The sequence below is a fragment of the Rahnella sp. P4_A8 genome, assembly GCF_056402435.1.
Genome location: NZ_JBFUHK010000021.1, coordinates 1 through 22,684 on the forward strand (window position 1 = coordinate 1; position 22,684 = coordinate 22,684).

The 22,684-nt window shown below is 51.5% G+C and carries 17 protein-coding genes and 1 pseudogene; 8 read left to right on the top strand and 10 right to left on the bottom strand.

Annotation, left to right across the window (positions count from 1 at the left end; translation table 11 throughout):
- The 3 genes and pseudogenes from AC1DUO_RS12735 to AC1DUO_RS12745 all read left to right on the top strand — a co-directional run.
- A pseudogene (locus AC1DUO_RS12735) lies at nt 1-313 on the top strand (L,D-transpeptidase); the annotation flags it as partial.
- 179 nt (nt 314-492) lie between these two features.
- A complete protein-coding gene (mepK, locus tag AC1DUO_RS12740) occupies nt 493-1,044 on the top strand; it encodes a peptidoglycan L,D-endopeptidase MepK (RefSeq protein WP_013574851.1) in 552 nt (183 codons plus the stop codon).
- A 51-nt stretch (nt 1,045-1,095) separates the two neighbouring features.
- Nucleotides 1,096-1,743 (top strand): MBL fold metallo-hydrolase, encoded by a 648-nt coding sequence (locus AC1DUO_RS12745; protein WP_013574852.1) that lies wholly within the window; start codon nt 1,096-1,098, stop codon nt 1,741-1,743.
- Nucleotides 1,744-1,828: 85 nt separating this feature from the next.
- On the opposite strand, the gene AC1DUO_RS12750 is transcribed toward AC1DUO_RS12745, so the two are convergent.
- From AC1DUO_RS12750 to pncB, 4 genes are all read right to left on the bottom strand, one after another.
- On the bottom strand, nt 1,829-3,019 hold the full coding sequence (locus AC1DUO_RS12750) for an amino acid aminotransferase (RefSeq protein ID WP_013574853.1): 1,191 nt from the start codon (nt 3,017-3,019) through the stop codon (nt 1,829-1,831).
- Between the two features lie 241 nt (nt 3,020-3,260).
- Complete coding sequence (gene ompC, locus AC1DUO_RS12755; protein WP_013574854.1) at nt 3,261-4,373, bottom strand: porin OmpC; 1,113 nt, start codon at nt 4,371-4,373, stop codon at nt 3,261-3,263.
- Between the two features lie 299 nt (nt 4,374-4,672).
- On the bottom strand, nt 4,673-6,073 hold the full coding sequence (gene asnS / locus AC1DUO_RS12760) for an asparagine--tRNA ligase (RefSeq protein ID WP_013574855.1): 1,401 nt from the start codon (nt 6,071-6,073) through the stop codon (nt 4,673-4,675).
- A 259-nt stretch (nt 6,074-6,332) separates the two neighbouring features.
- Entirely contained in the window at nt 6,333-7,538 is a 1,206-nt protein-coding gene (gene pncB, locus AC1DUO_RS12765; protein WP_013574856.1) for a nicotinate phosphoribosyltransferase, read from the bottom strand.
- 694 nt (nt 7,539-8,232) lie between these two features.
- On the opposite strand from pncB, the gene pepN reads away from it, so the two are divergent.
- Entirely contained in the window at nt 8,233-10,848 is a 2,616-nt protein-coding gene (gene pepN / locus AC1DUO_RS12770; RefSeq protein WP_449632280.1) for an aminopeptidase N, read from the top strand.
- A gap of 75 nt (nt 10,849-10,923) precedes the next feature.
- Here pepN and ssuB read toward each other — a convergent pair whose 3' ends face one another.
- From ssuB to ssuE, 5 genes are read right to left on the bottom strand one after another with little or no spacing between them, the layout of a single operon-like run.
- Nucleotides 10,924-11,706, bottom strand: coding sequence for an aliphatic sulfonates ABC transporter ATP-binding protein (ssuB, locus tag AC1DUO_RS12775; RefSeq protein WP_013574858.1), 783 nt, complete (start codon nt 11,704-11,706; stop codon nt 10,924-10,926).
- The gene (gene ssuC, locus AC1DUO_RS12780) at nt 11,703-12,494 is read right to left on the bottom strand and encodes an aliphatic sulfonate ABC transporter permease SsuC (protein ID WP_013574859.1); all 792 of its coding nucleotides are present in this window, start codon (nt 12,492-12,494) and stop codon (nt 11,703-11,705) included. The genes ssuB and ssuC overlap by 4 nt, the downstream gene beginning before the upstream one ends.
- Nucleotides 12,495-12,505: 11 nt before the next feature.
- Entirely contained in the window at nt 12,506-13,660 is a 1,155-nt protein-coding gene (gene ssuD, locus AC1DUO_RS12785; RefSeq protein WP_037036006.1) for an FMNH2-dependent alkanesulfonate monooxygenase, read from the bottom strand.
- Between the two features lie 59 nt (nt 13,661-13,719).
- Nucleotides 13,720-14,694 (bottom strand): sulfonate ABC transporter substrate-binding protein, encoded by a 975-nt coding sequence (locus tag AC1DUO_RS12790; RefSeq protein WP_013574861.1) that lies wholly within the window; start codon nt 14,692-14,694, stop codon nt 13,720-13,722.
- 18 nt (nt 14,695-14,712) lie between these two features.
- Nucleotides 14,713-15,294 carry an NADPH-dependent FMN reductase gene (gene ssuE, locus AC1DUO_RS12795; RefSeq protein WP_013574862.1) on the bottom strand — a complete coding sequence of 194 codons (582 nt, stop codon included), beginning with the start codon at nt 15,292-15,294 and terminating at the stop codon, nt 14,713-14,715.
- 315 nt (nt 15,295-15,609) lie between these two features.
- Between ssuE and pyrD the strand changes: the two genes are divergently transcribed.
- On the top strand, nt 15,610-16,620 hold the full coding sequence (pyrD, locus tag AC1DUO_RS12800; protein WP_013574863.1) for a quinone-dependent dihydroorotate dehydrogenase: 1,011 nt from the start codon (nt 15,610-15,612) through the stop codon (nt 16,618-16,620).
- A 184-nt stretch (nt 16,621-16,804) separates the two neighbouring features.
- On the top strand, nt 16,805-17,353 hold the full coding sequence (locus AC1DUO_RS12805; protein ID WP_013574864.1) for a cell division protein ZapC: 549 nt from the start codon (nt 16,805-16,807) through the stop codon (nt 17,351-17,353).
- A 30-nt stretch (nt 17,354-17,383) separates the two neighbouring features.
- Here the strand turns inward: AC1DUO_RS12805 and AC1DUO_RS12810 are convergent, their stop codons facing one another.
- Complete coding sequence (locus tag AC1DUO_RS12810) at nt 17,384-18,487, bottom strand: YcbX family protein (protein ID WP_013574865.1); 1,104 nt, start codon at nt 18,485-18,487, stop codon at nt 17,384-17,386.
- A gap of 110 nt (nt 18,488-18,597) precedes the next feature.
- Here AC1DUO_RS12810 and rlmKL point away from each other — a divergent pair, with 110 nt between their 5' ends.
- The gene (gene rlmKL, locus AC1DUO_RS12815) at nt 18,598-20,718 is read left to right on the top strand and encodes a bifunctional 23S rRNA (guanine(2069)-N(7))-methyltransferase RlmK/23S rRNA (guanine(2445)-N(2))-methyltransferase RlmL (protein WP_013574866.1); all 2,121 of its coding nucleotides are present in this window, start codon (nt 18,598-18,600) and stop codon (nt 20,716-20,718) included.
- Between the two features lie 5 nt (nt 20,719-20,723).
- Nucleotides 20,724-22,628, top strand: coding sequence for an ABC transporter ATP-binding protein (locus tag AC1DUO_RS12820; protein ID WP_477987537.1), 1,905 nt, complete (start codon nt 20,724-20,726; stop codon nt 22,626-22,628).
- The last annotated feature ends 56 nt before the right edge of the window (nt 22,629-22,684 follow it).

Sequence of the window (22,684 nt, forward strand, 5' to 3'; positions counted from 1 at the left end):
AAACCATAACTTGTTCAGCAAAGACATTCGTGCGCTGAGTTCTGGCTGTGTGAGGGTGAATAAGGCTTCTGAATTAGCCAATATGCTGTTACAGGATGCAGGCTGGAATGACACGCGAATATCTTCTGCATTGCAGGGCGGCAATACTACGTATGTGGCAATACGCCATCATATACCGGTAAAACTGTTTTATCTGACGGCGTGGGTCGCGGATGACGGTAAGCCGCAATTCAGAACAGATATTTACAATTATGATTCAACGGTGAGATCCGGTGCACAAATTCTGCCTCAGGCGGAAATTTTGCTTCAATAAATGCAGTAAAACTAATCTGATAAGGGTCAGAGTATTTGGCCATCGAACGAGCGTGAGCCACTGGCACGCTCGTTTTGCTTATATGGGTTCCCTTGACTCGCAGAAAATTGGCAGTTAAGGTTCAAAACGGCTCAGATCAGAGCTTATTTTTGACTCTCTTACCGGATAGTAAACTGTTCATGAATGAAATCGACAAACATCGCCGTAAATGGCTGGCATTAGGCAGTGCCGCTATGGGGATTGCATTACTTCCAGGTCGTGCATTCGCCACTCTTTCCACACCTCGCCCGCGTATTTTAGTCGTTAACAATATCAATACCGGCGAAACCCTCAAAACCGAGTTTTTTGATGGAAAGCGTTACAACAAGGATGAGTTGGCCCGGTTGAATCATCTGTTCAGGGACTATCGTGCGGAAAAAGTAAAATCTATCGATCCCGCGTTGTTCGATCACCTCTATCGTTTGCAGGTGATGCTTGGCGGAACGAATAAACCAGTCCAGCTGATTTCGGGTTACCGCTCACTGGCGACAAACAACAGCATGCGTGAACCCGGAAGCGGGGTAGCGAAGCACAGCTATCACACGCTTGGGCAGGCAATGGATTTCCACATTCAGGGCATTGAACTGAGCAATATCCGCAAAGCAGCATTAAAAATGCGGATGGGTGGTGTAGGATATTATCCACGAAGTAACTTTGTGCACATCGATACCGGTCCCGCACGGACCTGGTGATGTGTGTAATTAATGGCCTGCCGGAATGTACAGGCCATTTTGTGGAGCTCTATGAAAACCCATCTTATTACCGTCACGGCGTTCAGCCAAAACTGCTCACTGATTTGGTGTGCTAAAACCAATCAGGCCGCCATTGTTGATCCGGGCGGTGAAGCCGCCAGGATCATCCAGGAAGTTTCTGCCAAAGGTGTATTGGTTACGCAAATTTTGCTGACTCACGGACATCTTGATCACGTTGGTGCCGCAGCAGAACTGGCTGCGCACTATCAGGTACCGGTTATCGGACCACAAAAAGAAGATGAATTCCTGCTGGATGCGTTACCGACCCAAAGCCAGATGTTTGGCCTCGACCATTGTGACCCGCTGACGCCGGATACCTGGCTGGAAGAAGGGGATTCAGTGAGTGTTGGTGAAGAAATCTTATCCGTGTTGCATTGTCCAGGCCATACGCCGGGRCATATTGTCTTCATCAATGATAAAGCGCGAATTGCCGTTTCTGGTGATGTGATTTTCAAGGGTGGCGTAGGCCGCAGTGATTTCCCGCGTGGTGACCATCAGGCGCTGATTCATTCCATCAAAACGAAATTATTACCGCTCGGCGATGACATGGTCTTTATTCCCGGTCATGGCCCGATGTCAGACTTTGGTTATGAGCGTAAAACGAACCCGTTCCTGCAGGATGAAATGCCGGTCTGGTAATTACGTTTGCTGTTTATCAACAAAAAACAAAAAGCCCGTCAGGATACCTGACGGGCTTTTTTAATTGAGCAACACTGCTTATCTTTTACAGTACGGCGACGATGGCTTCACACAGCGGTGCCATATTTTCGAGCGTGATGCCGGCAACGTTGATACGGCCGGAGTTCACCGCGTACACGCCGAATTCATCACGTAAACGCAATACCTGATCTTTGGTCAGGCCGCTGAAAGAGAACATCCCGTTCTGGTTAATAATAAAGCTGAAATCCTGTTGAGCGCCTTTTTCCTGCAAGGTGCTGACGAATAGCTGGCGCATACGATGGATACGCAGGCGCATATCGCTTAGTTCCTGCTCCCACAGCGTGCGCAAAGCTTCGTTACCCAGTATGGTGGCTACAACCGCAGCGCCGTGTGACGGCGGGTTGGAGTAGTTTGCACGGATAACCGATTTCATTTGGCTGAAAGCGCGACCGGCAGTTTCTTCATCGGCTGCGACTAACGTACAAGCACCTACGCGTTCATTGTATAAGCCGAAGTTCTTCGAGTAAGAACTGGCGACCAGCAATTCCTTATGTTTTGCCACGAACAGGCGCAGACCCGCCGCATCTTCTTCCAGACCTTTTGCAAAGCCCTGATAGGCGAAGTCGAACAACGGTAACCAGCCGTTGCTCACCGACAATTCTGCCAGCTGTGCCCATTGTTCTTCTGTAGGATCGATACCGGTTGGATTGTGACAGCAGCCATGGAACAGCACCACGTCGCCTGCTTTCGCTTCGCTCAGGCTTTTCAGCATGCCATCGAAATCAAGGCTGTGATTTGCAGCGTCATAGTAATTGTATTCCACAACTTCCAGACCGGAAGCAGAGAACACACCTTTATGGTTCGGCCAGCTCGGATTACTGACCCACACGCGTCTGGCGCTGGTTTGTGTAGCGATGAAATCCGCTGCGATACGCAAAGCGCCGGTGCCGCCCGGAGTCTGTGCGGTGCGTGCCCGTTTATCAGCAATAACCGTGCTGTCTTTGCCAAACAGCAGTTCCTGTGTACAACGGGCAAAATCAGGCAACCCGTCGATACTCAGATAGGTTTTAGTGGTTTCATTTTCCAACAGGAACTGTTCGGCTTTTTTCACGCTGGCCAGAACCGGCGTTTTACCTGTTTCGTCTTTATAAACACCAATCCCCAGATTGATTTTATTAGAGCGGTCGTCAGCGCGGAAAAGATCGGTAAGACCCAGGATAGGGTCAGCAGGTGCTGCAGTGATTTTTTCAAACATGTCGGAAAATTCCATAGCCTGATATTACGAAAGAGGTCATCAGGGTAACGCCAGCGCCCCCTTTTGCCAACCGTTTGCGGCAAAAAGAAAACAGAGTTGTGAGAAGGCGTGGGAGATTAAAATATTTTATAGGCGAGGGTGGAAAAGCGGTATTTTCAAGACTCAGAAATGCAAAAGGCAGAGCCGAAGCTCTGCCTTGATATCCACTTTGATGCGCCCGTAAGCGCATCGTTAAGTGATATTAGAACTGGTATTGCAGACCAACACCCACGATGTCGTCAGTGCTGCGACCCGCTGCTTTGGTGTAGCTGTTGTCGTCCAGCAGGTTGATTTTGTAGTCAACATAGGTAGACATGTTTTTGTTGAAGTAGTAGTAAGTACCAACTTCTACATATTTAACCAGGTCAGCATCGCCGCCAGCGTAGGTAGAACCGTTGTTGGTGAAACCGTTCAGGCTCTTACCTTTAGACTGCAGGTATGCGATAGATGGGCGCAGACCGAAATCGAACTGGTACTGAGCAACAACTTCGAAGTTCTGAGTTTTGTTAGCAATTGCATCCGGGTTACCGTAATCGGTGGTGTTACGTGATTCACCGTAGAAGGTTGCCAGGTACAGGTTGTTAGCGTCGTATTTAGCGCCGAATGCGTATGCGTCAGCTTTGTCGCCAGTGCCGTCTTGTTTCTGAGTAACAGTACGGTTAGAAGAGAAGTAAGCACCAGTAATGCTAACACCTGAGTTGCCGATAGCGTAAGCGGCAGAAGTACCCCAGCCGTCGCCATTGGAATCAACTGCGCCACGACCATCACGACCTTCGTCGTTTTTGCCCTGGTACTGTACAGCGAAGCTCAGGCCATCAACCAGACCGAAGAAGTTGCTGTTACGGTAAGTTGCCACACCGTTAGCACGACCAACCATGAAGTTGTCGTTGTTCTGGTACATGGTGTCATCGCCATAGATTGGCAATTGGTCGGTGTAGGACATTACGTCGTAGATTACGCCGTAGTTACGACCGTAGTCGAAAGAACCTGCATCACCAAATTTCAGACCTGCGAAGCCCAGACGAGTTTTGTTGCCTTCATCGCCAGCACTTTCTGCATGGTTAGCCTGAACGTTGTATTCCCACTGGCCGTAACCGGTCAGTTGGTCAGTAATTTGAGTTTCGCCTTTGAAGCCGAAACGGACATAGGTCTGGTCGCCATCGTCGCCAGCATTGTCAGAGAAGGTGTGACGTGCGTCAACTTTACCGTACAGATCCAGTTTGTTGCCATCTTTGTTATAGATCTCAGCTGCATTAGCTGCACCAGCAACTAACAGAGCAGGGATTACCACTGCAAGAATATTGCGCTTCATCATTATTATTACCCTCATTGGTTTTATTTGGACACCTGCCACTGCCTAAATAATTCTTTACGGAACTATTCACGAAAGTTTGGTGTCTCCTGTGTCTGAACGCACTATTCCATCCGTGGTGAGCTTAATCCACAGCGAAAATGCTACTAAATTACTAAATATGTTTCAGCAGGAAATAATGTATTTCAAAATGTGTATTTTACGGAACTTTGTGACAGGGATCTATCTTTGAAAATGACTAAGGCCAGCAAAGCTGGCCTTAGTTTTGTAACTATTATGTTAATTAAAAATAGTTTAATTAATTAGAAGGTTGCACTACGTGGTGTACGTGGGAACGGGATCACGTCACGAACGTTTTGAACACCGGTTACATAGGCGACTAAACGTTCAAAGCCAAGGCCGAAGCCTGAATGCGGGACTGTGCCGTAACGACGAAGATCGCGATACCACCAATAATCTTCTTTATTTAGCCCCATTTCAGCCATACGGGCGTCCAGTACGTCCAGACGTTCCTCACGCTGAGAGCCACCGATAATCTCACCAATGCCCGGTGCCAGAACATCCATTGCCGCGACGGTTTTACCATCGTCATTCATACGCATGTAGAAGGCTTTGATATCTTTCGGATAGTTTTTAACCACCACCGGCGCTTTGAAATGCTGTTCCGCGAGATAACGTTCATGCTCAGAAGAAAGGTCGACACCCCATGAAACCGGGTTTTCGAATTTCTGATCACAATTCATTAATATTTCTACTGCATCGGTGTAGTCTACCTGGGCGAAATCGGATGTTACAAATCGCTCAAGGCGTGCAACAGCATCTTTGTCTACACGGTCAGCAAAAAAGGCCATATCGTCTGCGCGTTCGTCTAAAACGGCTTTGAAAACATATTTAAGCATGTTTTCAGCCAGTGCTGCGATGTCATCCAGTGTCGCAAATGCGACTTCCGGTTCTACCATCCAGAATTCCGCAAGGTGACGGCTGGTGTTGGAATTCTCTGCACGGAAAGTCGGACCGAAGGTGTAAACCTTGGACAGCGCACAGGCATACGTTTCGCCGTTCAGCTGGCCGGAAACCGTCAGGAACGCTTCTTTGCCGAAGAAATCTTCGCTGAAGTCGATTTCGCCTTTGTCTGTACGCGGCAGATTTTGCAGATCCAGTGTCGATACGCGGAACATCTCACCGGCGCCTTCAGTATCGGAGGCAGTGATCAGCGGTGTGGACACCCAGAAATACCCGTTTTCATGATAGAAACGGTGAATGGCCTGAGAGAGGGTGTTGCGCACACGGGCGACAGCACCAATCAGATTGGTGCGCGGGCGAAGGTGAGCCACTTCACGCAGGTATTCGATGCTGTGGCGTTTTGCCGCCATCGGATAAGTATCAGGGTCATCCACCCAGCCAACAACGTTGACGGTCGTTGCCTGCAACTCAAAACTCTGGCCTTCGCCAGGTGAGGCGACAACAATACCGGTCACTTCTACTGAACAACCCGTCGTCAGACGCAATACGTCTTCCTGATAATTGGGCAGAGAATTATTGATGACGGCCTGTAAAGGATTAAAGCAGGAGCCGTCATAAACGGCGACGAATGAGATACCAGCTTTAGAATCTCTCCGGGTACGTACCCAACCGCGTACGGTGACTTCACTGTCAACCGCAGCACGGCCTTGCAGTACGTCGACTACAGGCACAACGCTCATAGATTTCTCTCTTTCTTTATATATGTTGACTAAGAAATATTGGACACCCTGTAAATAGGGATTTTGCTATGTTACTTAGGCTTTCTCAGGACACAAGCAGAAATCGTCGTCAGCGGACAAGAATTGTGGCGCGAATGAAGAGAGTTGTGGGGAAATATTGAGAGAGTGAATAAAAGCCGAGCAGAATTAGATCGCAACTATATAAAGGAAAGAAAATCTGAATAAAGCGCCGGATTGATTTCCGGCACTTTAGGGAGAGTCAGGACGCTTTTTTCACCAGCGGCAGATCGAAAGCTTTGCGCAGGGCTTTAACAAAAGCTTTGTCCTGGCAAATCGTTTTGCCTGGGCTGTCAGAGAGTTTCGCGACAGGTTTGCCATTGCACTGTACCAATTTAATGACAATATTCAGCGGCTTCACGCCCGGAATATTACATGTCAGACGCGTACCAATCCCGAATATCAGATTCACCCGTTGATGGAAATGGCGATACAGGTGTAACGCTTTGTCCAGATCCAGATTGTCGGAAAAGACCAGCGTTTTGGTCATCGGGTCGATATCCAGCGCATGATAATGCGTTATCGCTTTCTCACCCCATTCAAACGGATCCCCGGAATCATGACGCAGTCCCTGATAGGCATTGGCGAATTTGCTGCCGAAATCACGCAGGAAAGCATCCATCGTAATGCAGTCAGTGAGAGCGATCCCCAGCTGATCCGGATATTCGTCCAGCCAGGCCTGCAACGCCGCGCGCTGGCTGTTAGCCAGAACCGGGCTGATTTGCTGATGTGCCTGGAACCATTCGTGGGCTTGCGTGCCGACCGGTGCCAGCTGCAATTTATGCGCTAAATCGTAGTTACTGGTGCCGACCAGATAAGGGAATTCATTTTTCAGTGTGCTGACGATGGCTTCCTGAACTTCACCGGAGAAACGACGACGGGTACCGAAATCCATCAGACGGAAGGCACCGAGATCGATATCTGCGGCCTGTTCTTTAAAACTGGCGAGATTTTTACGCAGGTGCTCCACTGCCATTTGCGCCGTCACTTGTGGAGAACGCTGGCGATGGACAACTTCACTGATGACCGCGAGCAGCGGCACTTCCCACATAATCACTTCACGCCACGGGCCCTCGATGCGCACATGCAAATGTCCGTTGCGATCGGAAACCATTACATGTTCAGGATTGTAGCGGAAGGTTTTTAGCCAGTTCAGGTAATCCTGCGTGAAGAACGGCAGCCCGGAAAGGTAGGTGAACTCGTCGTCCGTCAGCGCCAGTTGACTCATCATCTGGATTTGCTGGCGGACCTCGCTGGCGTATTCGCCCAGCAGTTCATCACCACGGCAACGGAACTCTGCCACGACGCTGATGTTGTGGTAGCGATGGTAGACTGCTTGCTGCATATGAAGCTTGTAGGCATCGGTATCTAACAGCGAAGTCAAAATCGGGGAGGCGTATGGAGTCATAGCGCGTTTACAGCATCCTCGTCAGAAACTGAGTGTTTGAACACAAACAACCGTTCCGTAAAAAAAACGTTCTGGATAAAACAGCAAAGTCTGTGAAGTATACCGTATTATCCCGTCAAAGAACCCTCATCACATCATAATTGTCGGGGAATGGTCGAGGTCTAAATGTGCTTAAATGTAGGAAATATGGGCAAGCTGGCGATTTTCCGGCGTAAAAAAAGCACGAATTGATTACATAAATTTAATCAATCTGACATTAAGGAAGAAAAAATTGGGGGCGATTAAACCCCGGTTTTCTTATGTTCATTTCGCTACGTTTGTTCACGATAGTAAACGAACTGATGTTTTCGAGAGTGATTCAGGTTTTTTTTGCCCCAAATACCGATCACCCGCATCACGACCAGTATGTGAATACCATGAAGCCATACGACAAGCTGTCCGTGACGGTTGTGTTTTTGCCGGATGCGCCAAACCCGCTGTTTTACAGAAATTTCTGTGTTTTGGTTGAAAGGTGCGCATACGCACTCACAAACTGGCAACAATCTGGGATTTCCTGATGCCTGTGGTAGAGTTTAAAGATAAAAAGTATGAAGGTCGTCCGGTGTGCTGTGCAGCGATTCGCTGACTTGCAAAACCTGCTTCATCAATCAATATCGCCATCACTACTAACCACCAACACGTCAAAAGGTTTTTTATGACTCAACTGCCACAAGCCAAGTTCCGCCACGATTATCGTGCGCCGGACTATACCATCACGGACATTGACCTTAATTTCGAGCTTGATGCACAGAAGACCCTTGTGACTGCGGTCAGTCAGATTAAACGACAGGGCGCAGAGGGCGCGCCGCTGGTGCTCAACGGCGAAGACCTGACCCTTATTAGCCTGAAGGTTAACGGCCAGGACTGGCCAAAATATCAGTTAAAAGAAGGCGCACTGGAAATTACCGGTGTGCCGGAAGCCTTTGAACTGGCGATTGTTAATGAAATTCATCCGGCAAAAAACACTGCGCTCGAAGGATTGTATCTTTCCGGTGAAGCGCTTTGTACGCAGTGTGAAGCCGAGGGTTTCCGCCATATTACGTATTATCTGGATCGTCCGGATGTGCTGGCGCGTTTCACGACCCGCATTGTGGCGGATAAAGCCCGCTATCCTTATTTGCTGTCAAACGGTAACCGTATTGATCAGGGTGAGCTGGAAGGCGGCAAACACTGGATCAAATGGCAGGACCCGTTCCCGAAACCTTGCTACCTGTTTGCGCTGGTCGCGGGTGATTTTGATGTGTTGCGCGATTCCTTCAAAACCCGTTCCGGCCGGGATGTATCGCTCGAACTGTTTGTCGATCGTGGCAATCTGGATCGTGCAGGCTGGGCGATGGAATCCCTGAAGCAGTCCATGAAATGGGACGAAACCCGTTTTAATCTGGAATACGACCTCGACATCTTTATGATTGTCGCCGTTGATTTCTTCAACATGGGCGCGATGGAGAACAAAGGCCTGAATGTCTTTAACTCCAAATACGTGCTGGCGAAAGCCGAAACCGCAACCGATAAAGATTACCTCGGTATCGAAGCGGTGATCGGCCATGAATACTTCCATAACTGGACCGGCAACCGCGTGACCTGCCGCGACTGGTTCCAGCTGAGCCTGAAAGAAGGCCTGACCGTATTCCGCGATCAGGAATTCAGCTCTGATCTGGGCTCGCGTTCAGTTAACCGCATCGATAACGTACGTGTCATGCGTGGTGCGCAGTTCTCTGAAGATGCYAGCCCGATGGCGCACCCGATCCGTCCGGAAAAAGTCATTGAAATGAATAACTTCTACACCCTGACGGTGTACGAGAAAGGTTCAGAAGTTATTCGCATGCTGCACACTTTGCTGGGTGAAGAGAAATTCCAGGCTGGCATGCAGTTGTATTTCGAGCGTCATGATGGCAGCGCGGCAACCTGTGACGATTTTGTACAGGCGATGGAAGATGCCTCAAACGTCGATCTTTCCCTGTTCCGTCGCTGGTACAGCCAGTCTGGTACACCAGTGCTGACCGTGCGCGACGACTATGACGTGGAAAAACAGCAATACACCCTGACTGTCAGCCAGAAAACCCCGCCGACGCCTGATCAGACTGAAAAGCTGCCACTGCATATCCCGCTGGATATTGAACTGTATGACCCGCAGGGCAATGTGATTGCGCTGAAACAACAGGGTAAGACGGTCAGTAACGTGCTGAACGTGACTGAAGCTGAGCAGACGTTTGTGTTTGACGACGTGGAATATCCGCCGGTGCCTTCCTTACTACGTGAATTCTCCGCACCGGTGAAACTCGATTACAAATGGGGCGATCATCAGCTGACTTTCCTGATGAAGTACGCGCGTAATGATTTCGCCCGCTGGGATGCGGCACAAAGCCTGCTGGCAATTTACATCAAACTGAACGTAGCGCGTCATCAGCAGAAACAGCCATTGTCCCTGCCGTTGCATGTGGCAGATGCGTTCCGCGCGGTATTGCTGGATGAGAACATTGATCCGGCGCTGGCGTCGCAGATTCTGACTCTGCCGTCTGAAAATGAAATTGCTGAACTGTTCGATATTATCGATCCTGAAGCGATCAGCGCTGTTCACGATGCGATCACCCGTTGTCTGGCAACCGAAATGGCGGATGAATTCCTGGCGGTTTACAACGCTAACCGTCTGCCTGCATACCGTGTCGTGCATGAAGATATCGGTAAACGTTCGCTGCGTAACACCTGCCTGCATTATCTGGCCTTTGCCGATGTGACGCTGGCAGATCAACTTGTCAGAGCGCAGTTTGAGCAGGCTGATAACATGACGGATTCTCTGGCGGCGATGTCTGCGGCGGTTTCCGCGCAACTGCCTTGCCGTGAGTCCCTGATGGCGGCTTACGATGAGCGCTGGCATCACGACGGTCTGGTGATGGATAAATGGTTTATCCAGCAGGCGACCAGCCCGGCAGCCGATGTATTGCAGAAAGTCCGCTCACTGCTGAACCACCGTTCATTCAGCATGGGCAACCCGAACCGGGTCCGTTCATTAATCGGTGCTTTTGCGTCTGCCAATCCTTCTGCATTCCATGCCGCAGATGGCAGCGGTTATCAGTTCCTGACTGAAATGCTCACCGATCTTAACACCCGTAACCCGCAGGTAGCGGCGCGTATGATCGAGCCGTTGATCCGCCTGAAACGTTATGACCAGAACCGTCAGGCGCTGATGCGTCAGGCGCTGCAACAGCTGAAAGGGCTGGAAAATCTGTCCGGTGATTTGTTCGAGAAAATTACCAAAGCGTTAGATGCGTAATCGCAATTAACCGCAAAGCAAAAGGGCGATGGAAACATCGCCCTTTTTTCGTTTTGTATTCGCTGAACAGAGAGATCAGTTTTGCGCGCGTTTTGCTTCCTGCGCCACCGTGTGTGGAGGCTGTGGCGTCAGCACGCGTTCCAGCACTTCGGCTTCCAGCTCCGCCAGTCGCGCAGAACCTTTACGACGCGGACGTGGCAAATCAACCGTTAAATCCATGCCAATCTGCCCCTGATCGATAAGGATCACACGGTCAGCGACGGTCACCGCTTCACTGACATCGTGCGTCACCAGCAGCACGGTGAAATCATGCTGCTGCCACAAACGCTCGATCAGGCTTTGCATCTCGATGCGCGTCAGGGCATCCAGTGCGCCCAGCGGTTCATCCAGTAACAGCAGGCGAGGGCGGTGGATTAATGCACGCGCCAGTGCCACGCGTTGTTTCTGTCCGCCGGATAATGCTGACGGCCAGTCGTCGGCACGATCTGCCAGCCCGACTTCTTCCAGTGCAGCTTGTGCGGCTTCACGCCACTGGCCTTTCAGGCCCAATCCCACGTTATCAATCACCTTTTTCCACGGCAGCAGGCGGTCATCCTGAAACATGAGACGCGTATCTTCGCGCACCTGACTCAGCGGTGCGCTGGCGCTGAGCAGTTCGCCCTGAGTGGTTTTTTCCAGCCCGGCCAGCAAACGCAGCAGGGTACTTTTGCCACAACCGCTGCGCCCGACGACGGCTACAAACTGGCCGGGCGGAATGCGCAGATTGATATCGTTCAGCACGGCGCGGTTACCGTATTTTTTGGTGATGCCGGACAGTGTCACCGGCGTGCCTTGCGGAATACGTGCGGGGGCGTTCATGCGGCATCTCCTTGTTTTTTCTGATATGCAGGGTGCCAGCGCAGCCAGACACTTTCCAGCAGGCGGGCAAGGACATCGGCCAGTTTGCCAAGAATGGCGTAAAGCACGATGGCGACAACCACGACGTCAGTTTGTAAAAACTCGCGGGCATTCATCGCCAGATAACCAATCCCGGAGTTGGCGGAAATGGTTTCGGCCACAATCAACGTCAGCCACATGAACCCCAGCGCAAATCGTACGCCGACCATAATTGATGGCAACGCGCCCGGTAATACCACCTGAATAAACAGCGGGAAACCGGAAAGCCCGTAACTGCGCGACATTTCAAGCAGACCGCGGTCGATATTGCGGATGCCGTGGTAGGTGTTGAGATAAATCGGGAACAACGTTCCCAGCGCCACCAGGAAGATCTTGGCGGATTCATCAATGCCGAACCACAGGATCACCAGCGGGATCAGCGCCAGATGCGGAATGTTTCGTAGCATTTGCAGAGAACTGTCGAGCAGACGTTCGCCCCAGCGGGAAAGCCCGGTAATAAAGCCGAGAAGCAAGCCGAGACTGCCGCCGATAGCGAAACCAATCAGAGCGCGGAAGGTACTGATTTTCAGGTTCTGCCACAGCTCGCCACTCTTCGCCAGTGTCCAGAAGGCTTCCACCACTGCGCTGGGAGCGGGCAGAATGCGGTTGGATAACCAGCCCGCTTCGACAGCTAACTGCCAGCCACCGATCAGAACCACCGGCACTACCCAGGGAGCAGCGCGGTTCAGCCAGCGTTGTGTCGTTGTCATCGGTATTCTCCTCAGTGCTGACTGGCGGTGCGTTTGGTCGCAAAGTCATGAGCGACCAGCTCGCCACGCGGCAAAATGGCTTTCTTCACAGTATTGTCATCTTCCGGTTTCGCCAGTTCCAGATGCGGGAACAGCAGTTCGCTGACGCGGTACGCTTCTTCCAGATGCGGATAACCGGAGAAAATAAAGGTATCAATGCCCAGATCAGCATATTCCTGCATACGCGCGGCGACGGTCGGGCCATCGCCCACCAGCGCTGTCCCGGCTCCGGTGCGTACCAGACCAATGCCGGCCCAGAGATTCGGGCTGATTTCCAGCTTGTTGCGGTCGCCGCCGTGCAATGCCGCCATACGATGCTGGCCGACAGAGTCGGTTTTAGCGAAAGCCGCCTGCGCGCGTTGAATAGTTTCATCATCCACGTTGGCGATAAGTTTGTCGGCAGCACGCCAGGCTTCCTCGTTGGTTTCACGCACAATCACGTGCAGACGAATGCCGAAACGCACGGTGCGGCCTTGTGCGGCAGCTTTGGCACGCACCTGTTCAATTTTCTCTTTCACTAACGCCGGAGGTTCGCCCCAGGTCAGATAAAGTTCCACCTGCTCGGCGGCGAGATCCTGCGCTTCGTCGGAAGAACCACCGAAATACAGCGGCGGGCGGGGGTATTGAACCGGTGGATGCATCAGGCTCGCGCCTTTGACCTGAATGTGTTTGCCTTCGTAATCGACGGTTTCACCTTCCAGAACACGACGCCAGATACGCGTAAATTCCGCCGACGCTTCATAACGTTCTTTATGATTGAGGTGTAAACCTTCAGCCGCCAGTTCAGCCGGATCGCCACCGGTCACCAGATTAAACAGTGCACGACCGCCGGAAAGCCGGTCGAGTGTTGCCGCCTGACGGGCTGCCAGTGTCGGAGAAATAATGCCGGGACGCAGCGCCACCAGGAATTTCAGACGTTGTGTGACAGAAATCAGGGAAGCCGCTACCAGCCATGAGTCCTCGCATGAACGACCCGTTGGCAGTAGCACGCCGCCAAAACCTAAACGGTCAGCCGCTTGCGCGATCTGCTGAAGATAGCCGTGATCGACCACGCGGGCACCTTCTTCTGTGCCTAAATAGCGGCCGTCGCCGTGGGTAGGTAAAAACCAGAATACGTTCAGACTCATCGTTGTGTTCCTCTCAAAGTGTGCGATTCGTTACCGCTCAGCGGCGGCTAAATGGATGTTCAGTTAGCTTGTACGGCTGGTTTCCAGATGCGGTCTTTAATTTCAACCGGCTTTGGCAAAATATGGTTCTGATAGAACAAATCGGCGGTTTGCTGCTGGCGCTTTTCTGTTTCCGCACTGACCGGCGTGATAGGCATATCCGGCAGATGATCCAGATAAGAGGCGACCACTTTTTCCGGTAACCCCATCGACTGAGAAAGCAGTTTGATACTTTGTTCACGGTCAGTTTTGGTCAGCGCATTCGCCTGCGTTAACACTTCCAGAACCTGACTGATGAACTGAGGATTGGCCTCGGTGTATTTTTTCGGTGCCAGATAGAAGGAGCCCGTCTGGTGGAGCGTCGAGCCGTCGGTCAGAACGCGCACATCACCCTGAACTTGCGCGGCCGAATAATACGGATCCCAGATAGCCCAGGCATCCACATCATGTTGCTGGAATGCGGCCCGTGCATCGGCAGGGGTCAGATAGACCGGCTGGATATCGCTGAATTTCAGGCCCGCCTGTTGCAGGGCACGCAACAGCAGGTTGTGCGAACTGGAGCCTTTCTGGAAAGCGACTTTATGACCTTTGAGATCTGCGACGGTTTTGATCGGACTCTTGCTGTCGACCAGAATCACTTCTGCTTTCGGTTTCGGGGGTTCAGAGCCGATATACAACAAATCTGCCCCCGCTGCCTGCGCGAACAACGGCGGCAAATCACCGGTACCGCCCAGATCAATACTTCCGACGTTCAGCGCTTCAAGAATTTGCGGCCCGGCAGGGAATTCTACCCAGCTTATTTTTGTGTCCGGGAAACGTTTTTCCAGTAACTGGTGTGATTTCGCCAGCACCAGTCCGACAGATCCTTTCTGATAGGCAATACGTAATTGCGCCGGATCCTTTTCCTGAGCCGTTGCGGTGCCGCTCAGGAAAAGGCTGGTCAGCAGGCTGGCCACAACCGGGATACGGCGTAATAAAGAGAAAGAAGCAGGCATGATTAATTCCTTTTAAAGTCAGACACGCAGTGCTTGCGCAGAAAGGGATGCAACAGACGGAAGCTGCGGACGGCGGCGGCTCAGCGCCAGGTAGAAGTTTTCCAGAGATTCGATCAAACGCTCTTCCAGTGCGGGGGCCAGCTTCGCAGGGAACGTCTGATAATCGGTGATCAGGCTGTCATCTGCGAAAACGCCCTGCAAAACTTCCTGTGCTTTCAGCGAGGCGAGTACCGGTTTTAGGGCGTAATCGACGGCCAGCATATGGCCGATAGATCCGGCTGTAGCCAGTGGCAACACCACTTTATGGTCGAGCGCGCGTTCTGGCAGTAAATCGAGCAGGGTTTTCAGTGCGCCGGAAAAAGACGCCTTATACACTGGTGTGGCGACGATCAGGCCATCAGCACTCGCCAGTTCAGCATTCAGTTGCTTGAGTTGCGGGCTGCCAAAATTAGCGAAAAGCAGATCGTCTGCTGAAAAATCCTGAATATTGTAGGTAAAGACTTCAACGCCACGGCTCGCCAGCCACTGGTGGCTGAGTGCCAGCAGGGAAGAGGAGCGGGAGGGTTGTCGCGGACTGCCTGCCAGAGTCACTACACGCATTTGCTTATTCCTTATAACAATCTGTTATAGAACTATCATTTTTCTTAACGAAGTGAGGTAAACCTAGCAGGCAGAGGCGGCGCAGCGGAAATCTCAATTTTGGCTATGGAAAGTTTCAAATCAGATAAAGCACGTGTCGGGTGTGCTGTGGGGCGATGGGGGGAAAGGAAATAAAAGTGAATTAAAGGTAACAAAAAGGTAATCGTTTGCGCAGCGAAGCAATTATTTGGCCAATATGCCGGTTATCATTTCCAATTGTCCGGCGCTTAGTCAATAATACCGCCCCGTCTAGCCACCGGGAATCCAGGAGTCTCCATGTATTATCCTCTTGTCAGGAAAGCACTGTTTCAGCTCGATCCAGAGCGCGCCCACGAGTTAACCTTTCGTCAGTTGAGCCGCATTTCCGGCACCCCGTTTGAATTCTTGATCCGCCAGTCAGTGCCCACCAAACCGGTAAACTGCATGGGATTATCCTTTAAGAACCCTTTGGGACTGGCCGCAGGCCTGGATAAAGACGGCGAATGTATTGATGCGCTGGGCGCAATGGGCTTTGGATTTATTGAAGTCGGTACTGTGACCCCGCGTGCGCAGGCCGGTAATGATAAGCCGCGTTTATTCCGTATTGTGGAAGCTGAAGGCCTGATTAACCGCATGGGTTTCAATAACCATGGCGTGGATAATCTGGTGAATAATGTCAAAAAATCACATTTTGGCGGCATTCTGGGGATTAATATTGGCAAGAATAAAGATACGCCTGTTGAGCACGGCGCAGACGATTATCTGACCTGTATGGAAAAAGTATATCCGTACGCCGGTTATATCGCGGTGAATATTTCATCACCTAACACGCCGGGATTACGTTCACTGCAATACGGTGAAGCGCTGGATGATTTGCTGGCAGCGATTAAGAATAAGCAGCTTGAGTTACAGCAACGGCATCAGAAATATGTGCCTGTTGCGGTGAAGATCGCACCGGATCTTTCTGAGGAAGAATTGATCCAAATAGCCGACAGTTTAGTGCGCCATAATATGGATGGCGTGATTGCGACCAATACCACACTCGATCGTAAACTGGTTCAGGGGCTAAATTATTGCGAACAGGTTGGTGGTCTGAGCGGGCGCCCGTTGCAGCTGCGCAGCACAGAAATTATCCGCATGCTCTCTCATGAATTACAAGGGCGTCTGCCGGTTATTGGTGTTGGCGGTATTGATTCATTAACGGCGGCCCGTGAGAAAATGGCCGCAGGCGCTTCCTTAATTCAAATCTATTCCGGCTTTATCTTTAAAGGTCCGGGTCTGATCAAAGATATTGTTACCCATATCTAATATTTTTCATCCTGAAGACGAGTCAGGGGTTTATTTATTAACCCGGCTCGTCTATATTTTGTCCACTGACCGTAATTCAGGCTCAGGATTTGTCTGATATCGTTTCGTTACTGAAAAATCTATTCTTACAGATTAGCCGGTAATGAAGTCAGGCAGAGGGCATGAGGGTAAACAGGATGACGAAATGAAAATTAAACCAGATGATAATTGGCGTTGGTATTTTGATACAGAACATGACCGGCTTATGCTGGACCTCGCCAATGGCATGATTTTCCGTTCCCGTTTTCCCGCCAAAATGTTAACTCCTGATGCTTTCGGAAATATGTCATTTTGTGTCGATGATGCGGCGCTGTATTTTGATTTTGAAGAACAGTGCAAACATATTCGTCTCGCAGCTGAACAACGCGCTGAATTAGTTCTGAACGCCTTAGTCGCTTATCGTTTTTTAAAACCGCTGATGCCGAAGAGCTGGCATTTCAGTCAGCAGATGCGTCCTTTCCAGCCTGCGAATGGTCAGCTTGCTCAGGTGCAGGTGATGGAAAGCGGTGAACAGGCGACATTACTGGTGGTAGAATCCGGTGATAATGCCAGTCTGTGCCTGCTGGCGCAGGAACGGCTGACGGTCGCAGGGCGCGGCATGGTGCTGGGGGATGCTATTAAAGTGATGCATGACCGGCTAATGCCAGCAGCATTCCGCGTTGACAGGGATGATGTTTACGATCAGGCAGTTTAGTTTCCTGCCTGATCCTCATTAAATACATCTCTAGCCGAGCACGATATCCGTAGCCGGAATACAACTACACGCTAATATCGTTCCATCTTTTCCCACTGCACTCTCTTTCAGCGGTGCCACTTTTCCTTCTTTCAATATCATCCTGCACGCGCCACAAATTCCTGCACGACAGGAATAGGGGATACGTAATCCCTGCAATTCCAGCTGCTCGAGCAAAATCTGCTGATTGTTGCCGGTAAACTGCGTTCCCTGATAATTAATGCGGACGTCCTGCGCGGTGCTTTTTGGCGCTTCCACATTTTCAATGATATCGCCCGCGCAGTAAGGCCGTGGTGGCCTGGTTGCCAGCACCTGAACGCTGTCGCCTGCGCGGATCACGCCGCTGTTGCGGGCAATCATGTTCTGACCGAAATCGACATCGCCGTCGCTGGCGGTACGATAGCCCTGCAATGTTTTCAACGGTTCGCCACGCGGATGTTTGCGACCTTTTTCGATACTGACTGTGGTAAAAATACAGCGGCTGCAAGGTTTCACCAGATCGAAAATCACTTCCCCGATGCGGATCGTCTGCCAACTGTCTTCGGCATAGGCTTGTGCGCCGCTGACCACGATGTTCGGCCTGAATTGCTCAATCCTGACACCGCCCGGACAGCGGCGCTGTAAATCCTGCATTGAGGCTTCATTGATCAGCAGATACGGGAATCCGTCAGCAAACGACAGCGGCACTTCCGGATGTTTTTTTACCCGGCGCGTCGGTTCATCGCCAACCCAGCGCAGTTGAACGTCACGCTTTAAATAGCCACTTAACCAGCGATTTACGGGTTCCGGCGCGATGAGTGAGGTAAACTGATTGCCCCAGACTTCCGTCGGCGAGTGAACGCCTGCGAAATCACGAAATTTGACTGTGATGCTTTCGCCTTCGGGCGCGGAGATCATCAGACCATCGGGCAACAAAACCGGCGTGAACAGAACGAGGTTCGGATACTGGCGGGCTGTAATGAACATGCCTTGCGGATCGGTAATCATAAACTGGCGATCGAACGCCAGGCCGGTTGCTGTCACCAGCGAGTATGAAACCTGCAGGCCGCGCATGGATTTGACCGGGTGAACAAATAAACGTGAAAGAATGGGCACTGAAGACTGCCTCTCAGAGTGTAAAGTCTTAAGAAGAACCAGAGACTTTATGACAAGAGGCGGGGATTAGCTATAATGCGCAACAATTTTATTTTTGGTGATATGTCGATATGAACTCTTTGTTTGCCAGCACGGCGCGTGGACTGGAAGAACTGTTAAAAAGCGAACTGGAAACGCTGGGTGCGCAAGCCTGTAAAGTTGTGCAGGGAGGGGTGCATTTTGAAGGTGACGATCGCCTGCTGTACCGCAGCTTATTGTGGAGCCGTCTGGCTTCGCGCATCCTGTTGCCGCTGAACGAATTCAAAGTTCACAGCGATCTGGATCTTTATCTTGGCGTGATGGCGATCGACTGGCCGGCCGTTTTTGGCGTGGAAAAAACCTTCGCTGTGCATTTCAGCGGCCTGAATGACGAAATCCGTAACAGCCAGTACGGTGCACTGAAAGTGAAGGACGCCATCGTCGACAGCTTTACCCGCAAAATGGACGAACGCCCGAATGTGGCGAAACAGCAGCCCGACATCCGCGTAAACGTCTTCCTGCAACGTGATACCGCCAGCGTCGCGCTGGATCTCAGCGGCGAAGGCCTGCATCAGCGCGGCTACCGCGATCTGACCGGTCAGGCGCCGCTGAAAGAAAACCTGGCAGCAGCGATTGTAATGCGCTCCGGCTGGCAGGCGGGCACACCGATGGTCGATCCGATGTGTGGTTCCGGGACATTGCTGATTGAAGCGGCAATGATCGCTGCCGATCGCGCGCCTGGCTTACATCGTCAGCACTGGGGCTTTACCGGCTGGAATAAATTTGACGCTGAACTGTGGCGCGAACTGACCGCAGAAGCGCAGGTTCGTACCCGCCGTGCGGTGCAGGAAACCACGTCCCGTTTCTTCGGTTCTGATATCGACCGTCGCGTGATTGAGATGGCGCGTGCGAACGCCCGTCGCGCTGGTGTTGCGGAACTGATCAGCTTTGAAGCCTCAGAAGTTGGGAAACTGGTGAATCCGCTGCCGGAAGGCCCGGTGGGTACGGTCATCAGCAACCCGCCATACGGCGAGCGTCTGGAAAGCGAACCGGCATTGATTGCGCTGCATAACATGCTCGGCCGCATCATGAAGACCAAATTTGGTGGCTGGCAGTTGTCGCTGTTCAGTGCGTCACCGGAATTGCTGAGCTGCCTGCAACTGCGTGCTGAGCGCCAGTTCAAAGCTAAAAACGGCCCGCTGGAATGTGTGCAGAAAAACTATCAGCTGGCAGAAAACCCGACGGGTGCGGCCGGTACGCAAATGGCGGAAGATTACGCTAACCGCCTGCGTAAAAACGTCAAAAAACTGGAAAAATGGGCCAAACAGCAGGGCATTGAATGCTATCGCCTGTATGATGCCGATTTGCCGGATTATAACGTTGCGGTTGACCGCTATGGCAGCAAAGTGGTGGTGCAGGAATATGCGCCGCCAAAAACGGTTGATGCACAAAAAGCCCGTCAGCGCTTGTTTGACGTGATAAACGCCACCCTGTCTGTACTGGATATTTCATCCAGCCAGTTGATCCTGAAAACCCGTGAGCGCCAGAAAGGCACCAGTCAGTACGAGAAACTGGCGCAGAAAGGTGAGTTCCTGCTGGTTGAGGAATTCAACGCTAAACTGTGGGTTAACCTGACGGATTATCTCGATACCGGCTTGTTCCTTGATCACCGCATCGCCCGCAAAATGCTGGGTGAAATGAGCAAAGGTAAAGACTTCCTTAACCTGTTTGCTTACACCGGTACCGCCAGTGTTCATGCTGGCCTGGGCGGCGCGCGCAGCACGACCACGGTAGATATGTCCCGCACATATCTGGAATGGGCGGAAAAGAACCTGCGTGCCAACGATCTGACCGGCCGCCAGCATCGACTTATCCAGGCGGATTGCCTGTCTTATCTGGGCATGTGTGACGAACAGTTTGATGTGATCTTTATCGATCCACCGACGTTCTCCAACTCGAAACGTATGGCCGAAAGTTTTGACGTACAGCGTGATCATCTGGCTCTGATGAAAGATCTGAAACGCATTTTACGTCGCAACGGCACCATTATGTTCTCCAACAACAAGCGCGGTTTCCAGATGGATCTCGACGGACTGAGTAAACTGGGGCTGAGCGCGAAAGAAATCACCAGCCAAACCCTGTCACAGGATTTCGCCCGTAATCGTCAGATTCATAACTGCTGGCTGCTGTCCCATGCCGGCGAGGAAAAATAAAGTTTATGTCGTTAATTAGTATGTCAGGTGCCTGGCTGTCATTCAGTGACTCGCCGCTGTTGGATAACACCGAATTACACATCGAGCCGAATGAGCGTGTCTGTCTGGTTGGCCGTAACGGTGCCGGTAAATCGACGCTGATGAAGATCCTGAACCGCGAAGTGYCGCTCGATGACGGGCGTATCGTGTATGAGCAGGATTTGATTGTTGCGCGTCTGCAACAGGATCCGCCGCGCAATGTCGAAGGTACGGTGTTTGATTTCGTCTCCGAAGGTGTGTTCGAGCAGGCTGAACATCTGAAGGCGTATCACGCGATTTCGCATCTGGTTGAAACCGACCCGAGCGAAAAGAACATGAACAAACTGGCTCAGGTGATGGAGATCCTCGATCATCAGGGCCTGTGGCAGCTCGACAGCCGTATCAACGAAGTATTGCTGAAGCTGGGTCTGGATGCAGATACAGAGCTGAAATCCCTGTCCGGCGGCTGGCTGCGTAAAGCGGCGCTGGGCCGTGCTCTGGTCAGCGCGCCTCATATTCTGCTGCTCGATGAACCGACGAACCATCTGGATATCGAAAGTATCGCGTGGCTGGAAGATTTCCTGAAGGAATTCCAGGGCAGCATTATCTTCATTTCCCATGACCGTTCTTTCATCCGCAATATGGCGACGCGCATTGTCGATCTTGATCGCGGCAAACTGGTGTCTTATCCAGGTAATTACGAAGCCTATCTGCTGGCAAAAGAAGAAGCCTTACGCGTTGAAGAACTGCAGAACGCCGAGTTTGATAAAAAACTGGCGCAGGAAGAAGTGTGGATCCGTCAGGGTATCAAAGCCCGCCGTACCCGCAACGAAGGCCGCGTACGCGCTCTGAAAGCCCTGCGTAAAGAGCGTTCCGATCGCCGGGAAGTGATGGGCACCGCCAAAATGCAGGTGGTCGAAGCCGCGAGTTCAGGCAAGATTGTCTTTGAAATGGAAGACGTTTATTACAGCATTGCCGGAAAACAACTGGTGAGCAACTTCTCTGCGCAAGTCATGCGTGGTGATAAAATTGCGCTGATTGGCCCGAACGGTTGTGGTAAAACGACGTTGCTGAAACTGATGTTAAGTAAGATTCAGGCAGACAGCGGCCGTGTTCACTGCGGTACTAAACTGGAAGTGGCGTACTTCGACCAGCACCGTGCTGAGCTGGATCCTGAGCGTACGGTGATGGATAACCTGGCCGAAGGTAAGCAGGAAGTGATGGTCAATGGCCGTGCACGCCATGTACTGGGCTACCTGCAGGATTTCCTGTTCCACCCGAAACGTGCCATGACACCGGTGAAAGCGCTGTCAGGTGGCGAACGTAACCGCCTTCTGCTGGCAAAATTATTCCTGCGCCCAAGCAACCTGTTGATCCTCGATGAACCGACCAACGACCTGGATGTGGAAACTCTTGAACTCCTGGAAGAGATGATCGACAGCTATCAGGGCACGGTACTGCTGGTGAGTCATGATCGTGAATTCGTTGATAACTCGGCAACCGAATGCTGGATTTATGAAGGCGATGGCGTGATCAACAGCTATGTCGGTGGTTACCATGATGCACAGCATCAGCGCCGCAACCAGAAGCCAATCCGTCAGGCGGTGACCACGGAAAATAAACCCGCTGCACAACCTAAAGCAGAACCGGCCAAACGCACCGCGAATAAGCTCAGCTATAATCAGCAACGTGAGCTGGAACAATTGCCTTCGCAAATCAGCACTCTGGAAGAAAAAATCAGTGCCTTGCAACAGCAAATGAGCGATGCGAATTTCTTCACCCTTCCTCATGAAGAAACGCAGCAGGTGCTCACCGCTTTCGCTGCCGCAGAGCTTGAGTTAGAGCAGGCGTTTGAACGTTGGGAAGCGCTGGAAGCGCAGAAGAACGCTTAACACTGCCTCATGATTGGCAACCGGATAAAGGGAAGGCCGGTTGCCGATATTCGTAG